Annotated in this window: 8 protein-coding genes and 1 tRNA gene; 6 read left to right on the forward strand and 3 right to left on the reverse strand. The window is 44.9% G+C overall.

Features of this window, described 5'->3' with window-relative positions; genetic code table 11:
• The first annotated feature begins 2 nt into the window (after positions 1 to 2).
• The 6 genes from DW033_RS06335 to DW033_RS06360 all read left to right on the forward strand — a co-directional run bounded on the left by DW033_RS06335 (position 3) and on the right by DW033_RS06360 (position 12,690).
• Positions 3 to 1,595, forward strand: coding sequence for a RagB/SusD family nutrient uptake outer membrane protein (locus DW033_RS06335; protein WP_122297534.1), 1,593 nt, complete (start codon positions 3 to 5; stop codon positions 1,593 to 1,595).
• 179 nt (positions 1,596 to 1,774) lie between these two features.
• Entirely contained in the window at positions 1,775 to 5,464 is a 3,690-nt protein-coding gene (purL, locus tag DW033_RS06340) for a phosphoribosylformylglycinamidine synthase (protein ID WP_122382554.1), read from the forward strand.
• Between the two features lie 267 nt (positions 5,465 to 5,731).
• A complete protein-coding gene (locus tag DW033_RS06345; protein WP_122382555.1) occupies positions 5,732 to 6,382 on the forward strand; it encodes a hypothetical protein in 651 nt (216 codons plus the stop codon).
• A gap of 169 nt (positions 6,383 to 6,551) precedes the next feature.
• Positions 6,552 to 9,722, forward strand: coding sequence for a TonB-dependent receptor (locus tag DW033_RS06350; protein WP_122382556.1), 3,171 nt, complete (start codon positions 6,552 to 6,554; stop codon positions 9,720 to 9,722).
• A gap of 38 nt (positions 9,723 to 9,760) precedes the next feature.
• Positions 9,761 to 11,179, forward strand: coding sequence for a calcineurin-like phosphoesterase family protein (locus tag DW033_RS06355; RefSeq protein WP_122382557.1), 1,419 nt, complete (start codon positions 9,761 to 9,763; stop codon positions 11,177 to 11,179).
• 239 nt (positions 11,180 to 11,418) lie between these two features.
• A complete protein-coding gene (locus DW033_RS06360; RefSeq protein ID WP_048927957.1) occupies positions 11,419 to 12,690 on the forward strand; it encodes an ATP-binding protein in 1,272 nt (423 codons plus the stop codon).
• A gap of 759 nt (positions 12,691 to 13,449) precedes the next feature.
• Here the strand turns inward: DW033_RS06360 and DW033_RS06370 are convergent.
• The 3 genes from DW033_RS06370 to aroB form a co-directional block, all read right to left on the reverse strand.
• A complete protein-coding gene (locus DW033_RS06370) occupies positions 13,450 to 16,488 on the reverse strand; it encodes a DUF6383 domain-containing protein (RefSeq protein WP_122382558.1) in 3,039 nt (1,012 codons plus the stop codon).
• Positions 16,489 to 17,355: 867 nt separating this feature from the next.
• Positions 17,356 to 17,430, reverse strand: a tRNA-Pro gene (locus tag DW033_RS06375).
• A gap of 36 nt (positions 17,431 to 17,466) precedes the next feature.
• The gene (aroB, locus tag DW033_RS06380) at positions 17,467 to 18,528 is read right to left on the reverse strand and encodes a 3-dehydroquinate synthase (protein WP_022192950.1); all 1,062 of its coding nucleotides are present in this window, start codon (positions 18,526 to 18,528) and stop codon (positions 17,467 to 17,469) included.
• Positions 18,529 to 18,613 lie beyond the last annotated feature (85 nt).

Raw genomic sequence — 18,613 nt, forward strand, 5'->3', positions numbered from 1 at the left:
CTATGATATCGAATAAAATATATAAAAAGATTTTAACCGTAGCGTTGGGCACAGCCCTTTTCTCGCTACCGCTATTCACCGCCTGCGAAAGTGATGTGGTGGATCTGCAACCTATCGACAAGTTCTCGGATTTGACAGCTTACAGCACGCCTGATCGTTGTGAGCTATCCGTAATCGGCGCTTATGATGCCGCACAGTGCGGTCTGTATATCAACACAGGCAATGGCCGTACACGCGGTTATCCTTTTGGGGCTGCCAGTATTTTGCAAGGCGAGATGCGCGGGGAGGATATGAACCTGACCGCCGTGTTCTATGATATTACTTATTCCGCGACCTACAACGTGTCTACCGCCAATAACGTGGCGATGTGGGAGACCTCGTTCGAGGCGATCAACCGCTACAACATCGTAAAGGACGGCATTGAGGGAGCTGTTGCCAACGGAATAATCTCCCAAGAATTAGGAAACCAGTACAAAGGAGAGTTACTGTTCTTGCGTGCGCTGACGTATCACAACTTGATGATCCATTTCGCGCTACCTTACAACGTGGAGGGCAACAATAATTATGGTATGCCAATCTATCTGAACGCGGTAAGCGACCCTGCGCAAGTGGAAAACCAATTGCAAATCGGACGTTCTTCCGTAAAAGATACATATGCGCAGATATTGAAAGACCTCGACGAAGCGGAGAGCCTGCTTCCAGATGTGATCGAAGTCAACAAGATCGCCCGTGCGAGCAAAGGCGCGGCTATCGCACTGAAAAGCCGCGTACACCTGCACATGCGTGATTGGGCAGGCGTAATCGAAGATGCGAAGAAGCTGGAAAATAGTCGCTTCAAACTGGAGTCGGATCCCGCCACTCCATTTACCTCCTATTCAAATAACATGGAGTCTATCTTCTCGATCGCCAATAGCTCGGATGACAATGCCAGCGTGAACGGCGCGATGTCTGCCATGATGTCGGCACGCGACGGTGGCCGTGCGATGTGTCCGTCTTCTCCGATTCTTTACAATTCCAAGTTTTGGAGAGGTGATGACAAACGACGCAATCTATTACTCTATCGGGAGTCTGACCAATACTATTTCTGCGACAAGTATCAGAATCCGACTACACGTGAGGAATATGCCCCGATCATTCGTTATGCGGAGGTATTGCTGAATGAGGCGGAGGCTGCCGCACGTCAAGGAGACAAGGACTTGGCCTTGAAGAAACTGAATGAAGTACGCGATCGCTCCTTGGCGGATCCTGCCAGCCAAACGTATAAGGCAAATGACTTCGCCGACACGAAGGCCTTGACGGAAGCGATCCTTTGGGAACGACGTATCGAGTTCCACGGAGAGGGACGTCGTTGGGAAGACATTCACCGTTTAGCAGCGGATGACCTCTGTCCTTCCGGAGGTATCCCCGCTAAGATAGAGTACAACAACACGAAAGGGCAAGGTGCCTTCGTGGTAGGTGGTGAGGTGAAATCCGAGTGGTTCGGCAGTAGCAAGGCGTTCATTCCATACACGGACAAACGTTTCATTTGGCCGATCCCGCAAAACGACTTATTACGTAACCCCACACTAGCCGCACAACAAAACGCAGGCTGGTAAACATAGACACACTCTTATTTTTTCACTATGCAGGGGACATGAGAGGGCGAGACCGGGAGGTTTCGTCCTCTTTTCTTTTAAAACGTATTGACATAATAATTCACGGGAAATCATTATCTTTGCACTCTCAAAAAGAGGCTTATTCGTTATTTCGTGATAAATACTAATAAATCAACGATATGATTCTATTCTTTCAATCTTCAACAAAGACGGTGCTGGCTGTAGAGGCCGCGCACGCTTTCTCTCCTGAAGACACTCAAAAACTGGTTTGGTTGTTTAGCGAGGCAACTCCTGTTCAATCAGAAACATTGGAAGGCTGGTACGTAGGGCCACGCCGGGAAATGATTACCCCGTGGAGTACGAACGCCGTTGAAATTACCCAAAACATGGGCCTGACCGGTATTTCCCGTATTGAGGAATATTTTCCTGTTTCTTCTGGCGACGCAGATCACGATCCGATGTTACAACGTATCTACAATGGCTTGAATCAGGAGATCTTCACGATCAGTAAAAAACCGGATTCTATTGTCTATATTGAGGATTTGGAAGTGTACAACCAACAAGAGGGCTTGGCTCTAAGCCAAGAGGAGATCGCTTACTTGAACGAGGTAAGCCAGAAGTTGGGACGTAAGTTGACCGATAGCGAGGTGTTCGGTTTCTCTCAAGTAAACTCGGAACACTGCCGCCATAAAATATTCGGAGGTGTATTCATCATCGACGGCGAGGAAAAAGAAAGTTCCTTGTTCAACTTGATCAAGAAGACTTCCGCCGAGAACCCTAATAAATTGGTTTCCGCTTATAAAGATAACGTAGCGTTCAATGAAGGCCCGACGGTAGAGCAATTCGCTCCCCTATCCGGTGACAAACCTGATTTCTTCGCCGTAAAAGATATCAAGACGGTTATCTCCTTGAAAGCTGAGACGCATAACTTCCCGACAACCGTTGAGCCGTTCAACGGTGCCGCTACCGGAACAGGTGGTGAGATCCGTGACCGTCTGGGCGGTGGTAAGGCATCCTTGCCGATAGCGGGAACAGCTGTCTACATGACTTCTTACCCGCGTACGGAAGGTGCTCGCGAATGGGAGAAGATCCTAGACCCCCGCCCTTGGTTATACCAGACTCCGGAGCAGATCTTGATCAAGGCTTCCAATGGAGCCTCTACATTCGGTAACCATTTCGGCCAGCCGCTTATCTGTGGTTCTTTATTGACTTTCGAGCACACGGAGAACGATAAGAAATACGCTTACGACAAAGTAATCATGCTTGCCGGCGGTGTAGGTTTCGCGAATATGCGCGATGCCTTGAAGGGCAATCCGGAACCGGGCGAAAAAGTGGTTGTGATCGGTGGCGATAACTACCGTATCGGCATGGGTGGTGGAGCCGTATCTTCCGTAAACACGGGACAATATACAAGCGGTATCGAGTTGAACGCCGTACAGCGTGCCAACCCGGAAATGCAGAAACGTGCGGCTAACGTGATCCGTGCGATCGCCGAATCTGACGAGAATCCGATCGTCTCTATCCATGACCATGGTGCGGGTGGACACCTCAACTGTTTGTCTGAGTTGGTTGAGGCTACCGGCGGACACATTGATATGAGCAAATTGCCGATTGGCGACCCGACTCTTTCAGCGAAGGAGATCGTAGGAAACGAGAGCCAAGAGCGCATGGGCTTATTGATGAAAGAAGAAGATGTAGCCCGCGTAAAACGTATCGCGGATCGTGAACGTGCCCCGATGTATGTGGTAGGCGAGACTACTAACGACATGAAGTTTGTCTTCGAACAAGCGGACGGCGTAAAACCTATCGATATCAAGCTGGAATATATGTTCGGTAAACCGCCTAGAACGGTTATGACAGACCATACGGTCACTGAATCTTATCAACCGGTTGTTTACAAAGAATCCGAACTTCACCATTATTTGGAGAACGTACTTCAATTAGAGGCCGTAGCCTGTAAGGATTGGTTAACAAACAAAGTAGACCGTTCCGTAACCGGTAAGATCGCTCGCCAGCAATGTCAAGGTGAATTACAATTGCCGTTGAGCGACTTAGGTGCCGTAGCGTTGGATTACCGCGGGAAAGCTGGTATCGCAACTTCTATTGGTCACGCTCCCCAGGTAGCCATGGTTGATCCGGCCGCCGGTTCCGTTATGGCAATCGCCGAGTCATTGACCAATATCGTATTCGCTCCGCTGACAGATAAGTTGGAGAGCGTATCCTTAAGTGCCAACTGGATGTGGCCGTGCCGCAACGAAGGTGAGGACGCCCGTCTATACACAGCCGTACAAGCCGCTTCCGATTTCGCTTGCAGCTTGGGCATCAATATCCCGACTGGTAAGGACTCCTTATCCATGACGCAGAAATATGGCGACGATAAGGTGATCGCCCCGGGTACGGTGATTATCTCCGCAGGTGCAGAGGTTAGCGATATCAAGAAGATCGTCTCTCCCGTATTGGCACAAGACAAGAATACATCCATTTATTATATAGATTTCTCTTTCGATACCTTGAAGCTGGGTGGTTCCGCCTTCGCCCAAGCTTTGAACAAGCTGGGTAACGAGGTTCCTACCGTGAAAGATCCGGAATACTTCCGTGACGCTTTCAACGCCGTACAAGACGCGATCGAGAAGAGACTCATCCTTGCCGGACACGATATCTCAGCGGGAGGTATGATCACCGCCCTGTTAGAGATGTGCTTCGCTAACGTAGAGGGTGGTTTGGATGTCAACTTGGATAAGATCTCCGAGAGCGATATCGTGAAGATCCTGTTTGCCGAGAATCCGGGTATCTTGGTTCAGGTAAAGGACAAGAAGGCATTCGAAAAGTTGATGGAAGAAGCTGGCGTAGGTTTCGCCATCATCGCCAAACCGACCGACGAGCGCCATGTATTGGTATCGAAAGACGGCATCCAATATCACTTCGGCATCGACTATATGCGTGACGTATGGTACGAATCTTCTTATAAGCTGGATGTAAAGCAGAGCGGAAGCGTTTGTGCCGGAAACCGTTTCGAGAACTATAAGATGCAGCCCGTACAGTACAAGCTCCACAAGGACTTTACCGGAAAACTTTCTTCTTACGGACTCTCTGCGGAACGCCGCACTCCGAACGGCATCAAGGCCGCAGTAATCCGTGAGAAGGGTACGCAATGCGAGCGTGAGACAGCTTACGCCTTGTATCTGGCTGGTTTCGACGTGAAGGATGTCCATATGACGGACTTGGCTAGCGGACGTGAGGCTTTGGAGGATGTAAACTTCATCGTATTCTGCGGTGGTTTCTCCAACTCCGACGTATTAGGTTCCGCCAAGGGCTGGGCCGGCGGTTTCTTGTATAACGAGAAAGCCAAGAAAGCGATCGACAACTATTACGCACGTAAAGATACGTTGAGCATGGGTATCTGTAACGGTTGCCAGTTGATGGCCGAGTTAGGCTTGGTTTATCCGGAGCACGAGAAAAAGCATAAGATGGTTCACAATGATTCCCATAAGTTCGAGTCTAACTTCGTTAGCTTGGAGATACCGAAAAACAACTCCGTAATGTTCGGCTCCTTGAGCGGCACGAAGTTGGGTGTATGGGTAGCTCATGGTGAAGGTAAGTTCGAGTTCCCCTACGAGGAGAAGGAGTACAACATCATCGCTAAATACAACTACGATGGCTATCCCGCCAACCCGAACGGTTCTCCTTGGTCCGTTGCCGGTGTTTGCTCAAAGGACGGCCGCCATTTAGCTATGATGCCTCACCCCGAACGTGCGATCTTCCCTTGGCAGTGCGGTTATTACCCCGCCGACCGTAAGGAGAACGACGAGGTCACTCCATGGATCGAGGCGTTCGTGAACGCTCGCAAGTGGATCGAGAATAATAAGTAAAAATAACGGGGGTTGTTTTTAGCGTTCTTTGAACCTTAAAAACAACCCCTGTTTCTATATCTCCTTAAAGTTTCTTGGTAACCGCCTTTTGATTGAACTCATCCACACGGCAGAATAGACTTTACAACGAATCCACGATTTTAATATCCAAGCCGGTACAGGGGGATTATCGGTAACCATTACTTTATACAACCGTAATATCCCTGCAACACCTCGCTAATATCTTTGCCTTCGAAATTAATAGACACAGAATTTAATAGAAGAATCATGGAAAGGTTATTTAAAATCAGAATCTTTACGGTTATGTTCTTTTTAGCCGTAACTTCTATAGCAGCGAACGCTAAAGAAAGTAAGAAGGAAGGTGACAATTATCATGCGAAGCAAATTCTCATCGTAGGTTTGCACGATAACGTGAAATCAAACTATTTCTACAATGGGATGATCGCTGAAGAGACCGGTATGAAAGCGGATAGTATCGACCAAACGTATAATACGATCATCGCCGAGAATATCGCCGCATCCGTAAAGAACGGAGATTGTAAGTTTATCCCGGCAAACGCTACACAAGTGACCGGACAGGTACTGAATGAGATCAAGGTGAACGGGGAGAGCGAGGATTGCTATTCCGATCTTTCAGCCGTACCGACCGAAGAGTTACAAAAGGTATTGGATAATGCCGGCGCTGATTATCTGCTGGTATTAAACCAGCATTATCTTAAATGGCAAGACCAACCGTTGCGCACACTTTTCCATATCGTCAGCTATACCCTATTCGATAAAGATAAAAACGAGGTATATCGGGGGAATAACTTCTTTACCTGTATGAATCTTGAGAATCCGGATAAACTCAGAAAGAGCAGCCGCAAGAGTTCATCCAAGATAGCATCTAGCATTATCAAAACGTTGGATGAGGACTAACCTTCTTCTTTATAGACACATTTATAATTTTCTCGTTGAGCCTAATGGATATCCTTCATTAGGCTTTTTTCTTTATTTAAACCTACACACGGATGTAATCTCTTTGCAAAACCGGACGCTTACTTTTGCGCCGTAAAAGATATTTAGGTTTAATTTTAAAAAGATTATCATGAGGATGTTTGACAAACGAATTACTTGCAGGTTACTTGCCTGTTTGTTATTTTTTAATTGCTTACCGGCTCTCCTATTCGCGCAAGGAACGCAAGCCATTATCACCGGTACGGTCGTGGATAATAAAGGGGAATCAGTGATCGGGGCCACGATCCAAGTCAAGAATGAATCTACCGGATTCTTCACGGGCTCTATCACAAACGATAAAGGAGAATACACCATCAAGCAGCTTCCGCTAGGTTCTCCTTATACCGTTACAGCTTCTTATATCGGTTATGGGGAACAGAAAAAGACAGGATACGCATTGAACCAAGGGGATATGCTTCGAGTGGATTTCAAGCTAGCGGAGGAATCGGTGGAGATCCAAGCTGTCGAGGTGGTCGCTAATTCCTTGAAGAACATGGTTCCGAAGATCGGAGCGGCAACATCTATCTCCGCTCAAAATATCACGAAACTTCCGGTAAACGGCCGTAACTTCACATCCCTGATCGATCTCTCGCCATTGAGTAGCGGAGGAAATATCGCCGGGCAATTATCATCCTCAACGAATTACACCATCGACGGTATGACGGCTAAAGGAACCGTAGCGAGCGGAACGACTTCCGGCGCTTATACGATATCCATGGAAGCCGTCCGCGAGTTTGAGGTGGTAACCAATCAATATGACGTGACCAACGGACGTTCCGGGGGCGGCACCGTGAGCGCTGTAACGAAATCAGGAACCAATACTTTCACCGGAAGTGTATTCGGGTTCGGTCGTGCCGATTGGTTATCCAGCTCCTATGATATACGGGGAAATAAATCGACTTCCGACTTCTCTACCTATCAATATGGTTTCTCTTTGGGAGGCCCGATCGTGAAAGACCGTGCGCACTTCTATGTCGTATGGGATCACCAACAGGATTCCCGTCCGATTTATATAGCGGATATCAAGACGGCGGCGGACGAGTCTCGCTATAATGTCACTCAATCTACGCTAGACCGTTATCTGGATATCGCCCGTACTAAATACGGAGTCTCGAATGAGCCTCAATTCGGGGAGTTCGGTAAAAAGAAGCAGACGAACGCAGTCTTCGCACGTATCGACTGGCAGTTGAACGCAACCAACTTGTTAACCATTCGCAATAATTTCATCAACGAGGATAATAAACAGAGCGAGAGCGATAACTCCAGTATCAATCTCTACGAGGTTTGGATCGATCGCAAATCGCATAACAACAGCTTACTCGCTACCTTACGCTCGGTATTAAGCCCAAAGCTGACCAACGAGTTGAAGCTTCAACATTTCTTGGTTTACGAGGCCACGACCCCGAACAAGCAATTGCCAAGCTCTAATATCCCAAGAGCAATCGTAGAGAACGTGGAATCTATATCTGGTGACAAAAGCATGTACACTTCCATCCAGCTTGGAGGTCAACGCTACGCTCCCGAACATTTCAAGGATAATGTACTTCAATTGGTAGACAATATGTATTATAATACGGACCGCATCAACTATACATTCGGAGCGGACTTCATGTACACCAATATGAAATCACTCTACGGCAGTGAGATGAACGGACGGTTTTATTTCACGGGACTGGATAATTTCGAGAATATGACTCCTTACCGCTATGCCCGGGAAATCGCCTTGGTAGATGATCCTACCGTAAAGATGAATACCTTGAACTCCGCTATCTACGGACAATTACAAACGAAGCTTTTCACCGGATTCGAGGTCATGGCCGGTATCCGTGCGGATTATACCCGCTATTTCAACCACGCGAACTTTAACCAGACCGTTTATGACGAACTAGGCTTACGTACGGACAACGTAATCTCCACCTTCCAGTTGCAACCCCGCGTTCAATTCACGTGGGACGTGAATGATAAACATCAAGATATTATTCGCCTTGGCGCCGGTATCTTCGGTTCGGATTTAAACAACTATTCCATGATCAACAATATGCTGTTCGATGGTACGAAGGTAGCGTCCGTGGATATACAAGGCAATTTGGTTCCGACACCAAATTTCCCGGCATACCGCAAAGATCCTTCTACCGCTCCGGGCGTTGATTTATTCAACAACCCGAATATCCAAAAGATCAGCACGATCAATATGAATAGTAAGGATGCCCGTGTACCGGTAGTATATAAGTTGAACGCCAGCTACACGCATTTCTTCTCCGATCGCTTGCGGGTAGGTATCAGTGCTTACGCCAACTGGGCACGCCATAATTATATGTACGTAGACCGTAATATGGTGGACGAGCCTTACTTCCGTATCGCCGCAGAGGGGAATCGTGGCGTGTTCGTCCCCGCCGAGAGTATCAATACCGAGAACGGAGCGACCGACTGGATGCAAGGACGTAAAAGTGATAAGGTAGGCCGTGTGCTGGAATTAATCAGCGATGGAAAAATCAACCAATACGCGTTCGTCGTAGATGGAACTTGGCGTTATTTCAAGGATGGCGAGCTTTCTTTCAGCTATACGTGGAACGATTCCAAGGATAACACCTCTTACAACGGAAACGTAGCAAATACAGCGACCCTAGCCTTGATGGTAAAAGATGATCCTCGTGATTTGAGCACCATGACTTACTCGGACAACCAATTCCGCCATAAGGTCGTATTCTACGGTACGGCTCCTTCTTTCTGGGGGATCAGCGTAGGCTTGCGTTTCTCCGGGATCGGTGGGACCCGCTACTCTTTAGCGGTTAGTGGTAATATGAACGGTGATTTCGTATCATCTAATGACTTGGCTTATATTTATGACCCGAACGATAGTAATACGCCTCAATATCTTCGTGAGGGTATCCAAGCGATCTTGGACAATCCGGAAGCGGAGAAGAGCGTAAAAGATTATATCCGTAAAAACTATGGGAAGGTTGCCGAGCGTAACGGTGGCGTAAATGGCTTCTACGGTACTTTCGATTTGCGCTTGAACAAGAACTTCAAGATCTATAAGACTCATTCCATCGAGGCCTCGATAGACTTTTTCAATTTCCTGAATATGCTGAACAAGGACTGGGGTGCCGGACATAATCTAGGCAAGCAGAATATCTACTCCATCAAGAGTTTTGACGCGGAGAAGAAGCAATACGTATATAACGTAAACAAAAACACAGGTGTATCCAATATGAACGGAAACCCTTGGCAGATTCAAATCGGCGTACGTTATAAATTCTAACTAACATATTCTATATTCAAATCATAAAAAAAATTACGATGAAGAGACAATTCTTATCATTCACGCTTTTACTTGCGTTATCCACTTGGATAGCGCAAGCCGCTACCGTAAGAGGCACCGTATCCGATACGGCAGGTAAACCGCTACAAGGCGTAGTCGTTACGGATGGTTATAATTTCACGCAAACAAATGAGCGGGGAGAATATAGCCTAGATTCGAATCTGGACAAAAGCCGCTTTGTCTACCTCTCCGTACCGGGTGACTACGAGATCGAGCAAACAAAAGGTATACCGGATCTTTTCTATCAGCAACTTGATAAAAGTAAGGAGATCAATGAATATGATTTTACGCTCACCCCTAGGAAACAGCCAATCGACGGGTTTGTCTACTTGGCAATCTCCGATCCTCAGACCATCGACGAACGGCAGATGAAACGTTTCCGTGAAGAGACCATCCCCGACTTGAAGCAGACTATAGAGCGCTACCAAGGAAAAGAGGTCTACGGTATGGCGCTGGGAGACATTACTTGGGATCGCATGGATTTATTCACTCCTTATAAGGAAGCGGTCTCGGTCTTAGGCATCCCGATGTTCTCCGTGATCGGCAATCACGACCACGACTTACGTTACCCGGCCTTATCCAATCAAAAGGTAACCGAGGAGAGCTATGCGGAGCGTATCTACGAGGATCATTTCGGCCCTTACAATTATTCGTTCAATGTCGGGGATGCACATATCATCACCTTAAAAGATATTGATTATTATAAAGACAAGAAATATGACGAACGCTTCGGAAAGGAACAACTGGAATGGCTGAAAAACGACCTGAGTTACGTTAAACCCGGAACACTTGTATTTATCAACGTACATGCCCCGGTATTCAACCAGACGGATAAAGGGGGAGGAAACGCCGAGGACGCTGAGAGCCTGAAAGAGATCGTCAGCCCTTATAATGTCCATATCTTCGCCGGGCATACGCATTTCTTCGAGAACAACCAAGTCACACCGAATCTGTACGAGCATAATATCGGAGCCGCTTGCGGAGCTTGGTGGGCCGGCCATGTAAATCGGTGCGGCGCCCCGAACGGTTATCTGGTCGTTGAGGTGAAAGGGAATGCCGCTACTTGGTATTATAAGGCAACCGGCCATGATTCGGATTATCAATTCAGAGTTTATAGGCCGAATGAGTTCAAATCGCAAGCGGATTACCTAGTGGTGAACGTATGGGATTGGGACCCGACCTACCAAGTTACATGGAGCGAAAACGGCATAGAGAAAGGTCGCATGGAGCAATTCGATGATGAAGACCAAGACTATATCGACATGCACGGAAAACCTTCCGGATATCATACATCGCACTTATTCCGTTGCCACCCTTCTGTCGGAGTCAAAGACGTACAGATCAAGGTTATCAACCGATTTGGCGAGACCTTTACTAAAAATGTAACACTCCCGTAATCAAATCGTAACAAGTGGCATTTACTTTTGTATCAATAAAATGTAGAAAACTCTCATTACATATTAATGTTAGAATCATTACAAAGGAACAAACCAAACCTTATTCCTAACTTTGAACGGCAACTTGGCTTTCGGCGGAAGGCGGTTGCCGTTATTTTTTTGAGGGTATATCCTATTCTTAACGGGAAAAGTTTCGAGTTCATTCGAAACTTTTGTACTTTTACGCAAAAGTTTCGAGTATGGACGATAGATTTAAGACATTAGAGAAGTATAACCTATGGGGTGGAAACGATTTTCCAACAGGCTATAAACGGCAAGATTATTTAGATAGGATATTATCCTACACCGGAAACAGATTAATCAAAGTCTTGGTAGGACAGCGACGTGTAGGGAAAAGCTATCTCCTTCGTCAGTTAGCTAGCCATCTCGCCAATAGTGGAGTAAATCCCCGAAATATATTCTTCATTAACTGTGAGCTATCCGCCTTCTATTTTTTGAAAACCAATGAAGATCTTGATTCCCTGTTTAATCTCTACTTAAAACAAATAAATCCTCAAGGTCGTATCTATCTGTTCATTGACGAAATCCAAAATGTAGAGGGATGGGAACGCTTCGCCAACTCATACTCACAAGACTATACCGCCGAATATGAGTTATTCATTAGTGGCTCCAACTCTAAAATGCTATCTGGAGAACTCGCCACGTTATTAGCCGGACGTTATGTGGAATTTGCCATCTATCCTTTTTCATACACAGAGTTTCTTGGAATCACCCAAAAAGAAAACAACAAGGTACACTACCTAGAATATATGCAAAGTAGTGGTATGCCTGAATTATACCATCTATCTCAACCAGAAGTACAAAGAAATTATATATCCGCATTAAAAGACACCGTATTACTACGTGATATCATACAAAGACAAAACATAAAAGACGCTAAGTTGCTTGAGGACATTTTTGTCTATCTGGTAAATAACGCATCTAATTTAATATCAATTCGGAATATCACCAATTATTTCAAGAGCTCGGGAAGGAAGACCAGCTATGATACGATCGCCTCCTACATTAGTTACATAGAGGACACTTTTTTGGTACATAAAGTCGAGAAATACCAAATCAAGGGAAAGGAGACCATCGCCGGGAATTGTAAGTATTACATCAATGACCTAGGTTTCAACAATTATTTATATCAAGGCTTTGGCTACGGCATTGGGTATAAACTAGAAAACCTCATTTATCTAGATTTATTAAGGACCGGCTATCAAATATACGTAGGCAGCATAAAGAACAAAGAGGTGGATTTCGTCGCTATCAAAGGAGAGAGGGTTATCTATCTCCAATCCACTTATTTACTAATCGACAAAGAAACCATCGAACGGGAATATGCCTCGTTAGAGGCCATTGAGGATAATTACGAGAAGATCGTTGTCTCGCTCGATGATTTGCCGCTTCCTTCCAAAGAAGGAATAAAGCACGTACAAGCATGGAATTTATCCCATGCCATTCTCTAAAATCAAGGTTTGTTTTCGGATCTAGCCCTTCCTATAAGCTCACAAAAAAAGCACCTTGGCATTTTGTCAATTTGTAAACTCAACTGCCGGAGAATCACTTTTTTCGGGCAAACGTACAGCTTATCCCCAAATACGAGAAAAAATATTAGCAATCATTTGTCTTATACCGCATTAGTTAAAAACAGCCTTTTATCCTAGCGAATTTAATTCATCCTAATTCATATCCTATAGCTTATCCGGGCTATCTCATTGAGTTACGACAGGGATATAACAGGGTTACGATGCCCATTCATGAGTACTAACAACCCTATTCATGACTGTTTACGATGCCCAACGGCACTACTGTCGTTGCCAAACACCACTAGTCATGTTGCCTTTTACCGCCTGTCGTGTGTAAAAAGCGGTCCTTTTGTATAAAAAAGGCTATTTATACCCCTCCGATCTCCCCTACTTTATACCTCTCTCAAAAATAGTGTGTCACGATATCTACCTTATATCGATTAAAAAGATCGAATACCGTCCATTTCGCTAACAAAGCCCTTACCCATCCTTATCAACAAATAAGGGGAAACAGTGTAATACCGTCTCCCCTTGTCTTTTATCCGTTTCCATCCTCACGGAAGTACTTACGGATGAACTTTAATTTATTACTTTAGTATTAATATTAATCCATTCCCGCCTGTTCGCCCTCTCGGGGTACTTGGATAATCCGCACGGGAATGATTTTCGATTTATCTTTTCATTATTCCTTTACATGTCTTATTTAACGACCACCTTTACAGTCTCGTCGCCAACCGTTACAAGAACGATTCCAGCGGGAACAGCGATCGTAGCGTTATCAGAAGTGACAACTGTCTCTGCCAACGGCATACCCAACAAGTTACGAACATAAGCAGTCTCGCCTTGAGCGCCTTGGATCGTTACGGAACCGGCGTTGCCGATCACTACGACAGAAGAAGCGGCGTTGTCGATAGACTCGTTAGAAGTCGGAACCTCAGTACCTAACGTGAAGACCATAGCCTCTTCCTTTCCACCCAAACCTAACTTACCGTTCTTAGCGTATACATACTTGTTATCTGCCTTTGAGTAGATAACATACTCGCCATCCACAGCATCGTCAGCCAAGCAGATACCGAACTTGAAGTTATCCAAGCCAGCCAATACTTCTTCTGCCTTGTTTTCCTTAGCAGCAACAACAGCAGCCTTACCCTCTACAACCGTATTGATCGTGTCAACACCTGCGATAGTAGCCGGACGGAAGATTACCTTAGCGATCTTATCCTCTTTAGTTGTACCTTCCAGCATATACTTCTCGTTGAAAGAAGCCTGAGCAGAGTTCTCATCGAAGATAGACATAGAGTCTGTAGCGTTATACATGAACATTCTCTCGGCCGGTTTCTCTTCGCCTTCAGCAACCTCAATACCCTTAGAGATATAGAAGTACGGAGTTGTAGCCTTGCTATCCGCTGTATCCAACCAGAAGATCATGCTCTCAGCGGAAAGGATACCCTCAGTGATACCATTCTTATTCAACTGATAGTTGATAGAACCCAGCGCATTGTCGAATGAAGCGTGACGAGGCTCAGCAGGCAATGTAGTCTTGTCTGAATTATCTTGTACCTTAACAGCTACGCTAGCGAAGCTACCTTCTGACAGGTTATATAATAATGCCTCGTTTGTTGAGAAGTCTGTACCTGTAGTAGAATTTACGCTTACAACTTTTGTGTTGGCAGTGATATCCTCATCAAATGAAACAGCCGCATCAGTTCCCATCATAGCGTAAGAACCGTCAGCGTTCACACGGAATACGAATTCAGCAGGTTTTTCAGATTCGTTTACCTTTGCGAATTTCAAATCCTTACCTAAGTAAGTAACGATATCATCTTTACCCTCTACCGGAGTCGTATAATAGATATTGTAAGTCGGAACAAACAATGTATCTTTCAATTCCACAATCTTACCATCTTTCAGACAAGATAATACAAGAGGTTGGATCGTGTAATTTACGACAGCATCTTTATCATCCTCTTTGATCTTACCTTTAGCCTTATTGATAGCCAACGTGAATGCATCGGAAGCCTTCATGCTAGGAGCCAACGTTTCAGTTGTTGTTTCGCCTTCTGTTTTCTTGTCTTTCTTAGCAAAGAAAGTCTTCTCACCAATTAACGGGGTCTTACCCGTAAATTCCAATTGGATACCGGCAGCCATCTCATCCTTGGATAAATCCAAGAAACCAGCGACCTTCTCAACCGGGATGAACTTAACAGTAGTAGAAGCAACAGATTTAGCCACTTCTGCCTCTTCACCCGTAGCAGCTTTCTTCAAGGAAGCGAAAGAAACCGCATCTTTATTTTCATCTACTGCGTTAACCACCTTATACTCGCCCTTCACGTCAGACTCTTGCAAGCCTAAAGTAATCTCTTGAGCAGTTTCACGGTTCACCAACGTAAATGTATATTTACCGTCGAAGCCCTTCACGGCCCATTGAGATAAAGCAGAGTTGAAGTTTACGTCTTTAGCAGCCTTAGCGTCGAAAGCGAAAGTATAAGTTTCTTCAGCTCTAGCATCTGCCTTTACAGATACCGGAACCAAATATTTATGATACTCAGTCTGGAATTTATCTTTTTCGCTTTCATTGTTGCTAGTGAAGTAAACATTCACGTAGTTAGCCACACCTTCCTTCAATAAAACGGAAGCATCCAAATAAGTGCTAGCGCCTAAAGTAGCGGAGATCAATAAAGATTTCTCATTTTCCTTAACCGTCGTCACATAAGTCTTCGTATCTGTATCAGTAAAGCGCATAGCACCTACGTACACATATTCAGTTTCCTCTGCAGTATCATCCTGATTAGGATCTTCTATTTTCAGCTCATACTCACCTTCATTCGCCAACTTATCGAACTCCTTAACAGAGAAAGCAGCCTTATTCCTAGTGATCTTATCACCGTTGATAACCTGTAGAATGTAAGCCGGAGATTTAGCGCCTCTTACGTCATATTTTTTATCTATATTCAAAGCAAGAAGTTGGATATCCTCCGTAGCCAAGGCCTCCTCTACTCCTTCTTCATCTTTCACTGCTTTTTCCAATGCCTTAACAGCATCATCCTTACCGCCTACAACGAAATAAGTACCGGCATCTAAAGTAGCAGCATCGTCCCCGATCTCTACCGCATACATCGGTTTAGCGAAAGCGTTACCTTCCAAGTCTGTCTTAGCGTTGAAGCCGAAAGTGAAACCTTCCGTGTTGTACTCGTTCAACATAGCAGCCGTCATCACCTCTTCTTGTGTAGCCAAAACCACGTTGACAGCCGTAGCGTTCATCAAAGAAGCGGAGAATGTATTCAATTCACTTAATTTGTTCTTGTCTGTGATTAAAGTAGTCACAGTTTTAGAAGCCTCTGTAGTAGTAGCAGCGTCTGATTTAATTACACCGTCTTTCGTCAAAGAAATCTTATTGCCGTCAACAGACAAGGAGAAGGTGTACTGTCCACCAACCTTAGTGTAATTGCCAACCTCGAAAACAGAAGCCTCGTCAGCGTTTAAAGTCTCTTCTAAAGACCAAACCGTAGCCTTGTCCTTAATTGTTAACTTTTTAGCTTTGTAATACTTCGTATCAGTTTGAGTGGAGGTAGCCTCATCGCTGCCTACCTGCAAATAGAACTTCACACCGTTCGCCAAAACCTTGTTCGTGTTCACGGCTTGATAAGTCGCAAACGTCGCATCAGCGAAAGCAGGTGTTACAACTGATCCAGAGGCCAATAAAGCCGCCGTCATCAAAGTAAAAATCCCTTTGTTCATAATCTCTAATTTAAATATTAATAATAGTGTTAATTAAATATCTATCAAGACCTTAATCAATCGCCCTCTATTCAAAAACGACTAGTCTAAACGATCGTCTAAATCTTGCGTTTTTCGAGGAGTAAAAAGAGAAGTTCGTTTACGGAATCGGTTGTTTCGTAAAGGATAGGCTATCCTATTGATAAGAAAGAGAATAAGGGATGAAAAAAATAGCCCGGAAGGGTTGCAGGTATCAAAGAAACGCGTACCTTTGCAAATGACGAATTAAAACGATCGTTTATACTAGCCGTTTTATTAGATAAATCAGTCCTTGATATTATTGGTATGTATTACTAAAACCTATTCACATATATCATATTCTTTAATGTACGTGTACATATATAATATAATTTCCAAAAATCCTCCTCTAGGTTAGCGCATACTTGATTTCGCAGGCCGTAGAAGGCTTTCCAAGTGATCAGTTATTCACTTCCCGAGCCGTTAGTTAGCGGCTATATATAGCCGCTAGTTATTCATTCGACAAACCGTTAGTTATTCACTTCAGCAGCCAATGGCACTCTATCAAACAGCTAGGCCTCCCTACTCCGATAAACAATCGTGACCCAAAAGACTTTGAACTCACAGAGCATGCACCGATAAGTCGGCACTAAGCAACCATTAACAGAAATAATGGCTAAAATAGGCTGGAATGACCGCACTAAATTCAAAGGGAAATATATCAATTTTAATCTGTTGTCATGATTTAAGGCTATCCCCCATGAATATCGGATGAGTCGGAATTTCTACTGCCTCATTGTTTTAGGAAAGTGGTAGAGAGCAAAAAAAGGAGTTAAGCCATAGACTTAACTCCTTTTATCTCAGCTTTAGTCGGGATGACTGGATTCGAACCAGCGACCACACGCCCCCCAGACGCGTACTCTAACCGGGCTGAGCTACATCCCGCTTTTATTTTACGGGTGCAAAGGTAGTTTTTTTCCGTTAAATGCCAAAACTTTCACGATAAAAATCAAGAGACTCTAAGATTTTTTCCTTGGTGACCGATTGGTTGATACGGACATCTCCTACATTTTTCAGTAAAGTGAAGTTGATGATACCGCCCTCATTCTTTTTATCATGTGTCATTAACTCATATAAGGTATCGTAGTCCGTGCAGTCAAAGAAGAGCGCCGGATAATACTCTTTTATATAATAAACGACTTGACTCAATTTCTCCATCGGGAAGCCACACAGCTTATGCGAGAGGTAAAGCTCGCTCACGATACCCGCCGCTACCGCATGACCATGCAAGATCGGACGCATTTTCAGGAAAGACAAGCTCTCGAAAGCGTGGCCGATCGTATGACCGAAATTCAATGCCTTACGAATACCTTGTTCCTTGGGATCTTCCTCTACGATCCGCTCTTTCACGGCGACCGACTGGCCTACCAAACTATTCAAATACGAATAATTCATGGTGTCGATATCAAAAAGCATGACAGACGCATAATTCTCCATCGAACTAATCAACCCGTGCTTGATCATCTCCGCATAACCGGAAAGGATATTATCGCGATCCAACGTGCGCAAGAAATCGCAATCAATGAATACACACAAGGGGGGATAAAAAGAACCGACCTCGTTCTTCAACCCATTGAAGTTGATACCCGTCTTACCGCCAACCGCAGCATCGACGGACGCCATCAAGGTCGTAGGGATATTGATCGTACGGATGCCCCGCTTGAAAGTAGCGCCGGCAAAACCACCCATATCCGTAATCATACCGCCACCCAAATTCACCAGCAAGGAGTTACGGGAAGCCCCCTCATTCGACAAAGCTGTCCATATCTGGGCTAAAGAGACAAAACCCTTATTCATATCACCCGCTTCCATCACGAGAATCGGCGCCTTTTGAAAGGCCGGTATATCCTCTACCAAGGGAAAACATTTCTCTTTGGTATTCGTATCCATAAGGATGAACAACTTATCGTATTTTAGAGAGAAGAGAAAATCTTGCAGTTCCGATTTCAGGTCCTTGCAAATAACCACTTTTTGCTCTGACATATCTTTTTTATTTAAAACCTTAGACCACAAAGGTAAAACATGTATTCCGATTATCAAAACGACATAAAAAAATTCCTTCGGATGG

The organism is Parabacteroides sp. AF39-10AC (assembly GCF_003635405.1).
GTDB lineage: Bacteria > Bacteroidota > Bacteroidia > Bacteroidales > Tannerellaceae > Parabacteroides > Parabacteroides distasonis.

Excerpts from the sequence above, each read along its gene's own strand:
- DW033_RS06335 (WP_122297534.1), top strand. The coding sequence starts at position 3 with ATGATATCGAATAAAATATATAAAAAGATTTTAACCGTAGCGTTGGGC.
- purL (WP_122382554.1), top strand. The coding sequence starts at position 1,775 with ATGATTCTATTCTTTCAATCTTCAACAAAGACGGTGCTGGCTGTAGAG.
- DW033_RS06345 (WP_122382555.1), top strand. The coding sequence starts at position 5,732 with ATGGAAAGGTTATTTAAAATCAGAATCTTTACGGTTATGTTCTTTTTA.
- DW033_RS06350 (WP_122382556.1), top strand. The coding sequence starts at position 6,552 with ATGAGGATGTTTGACAAACGAATTACTTGCAGGTTACTTGCCTGTTTG.
- DW033_RS06355 (WP_122382557.1), top strand. The coding sequence starts at position 9,761 with ATGAAGAGACAATTCTTATCATTCACGCTTTTACTTGCGTTATCCACT.
- DW033_RS06360 (WP_048927957.1), top strand. The coding sequence starts at position 11,419 with ATGGACGATAGATTTAAGACATTAGAGAAGTATAACCTATGGGGTGGA.
- DW033_RS06370 (WP_122382558.1), bottom strand. The coding sequence starts at position 16,488 with ATGAACAAAGGGATTTTTACTTTGATGACGGCGGCTTTATTGGCCTCT.
- aroB (WP_022192950.1), bottom strand. The coding sequence starts at position 18,528 with ATGTCAGAGCAAAAAGTGGTTATTTGCAAGGACCTGAAATCGGAACTG.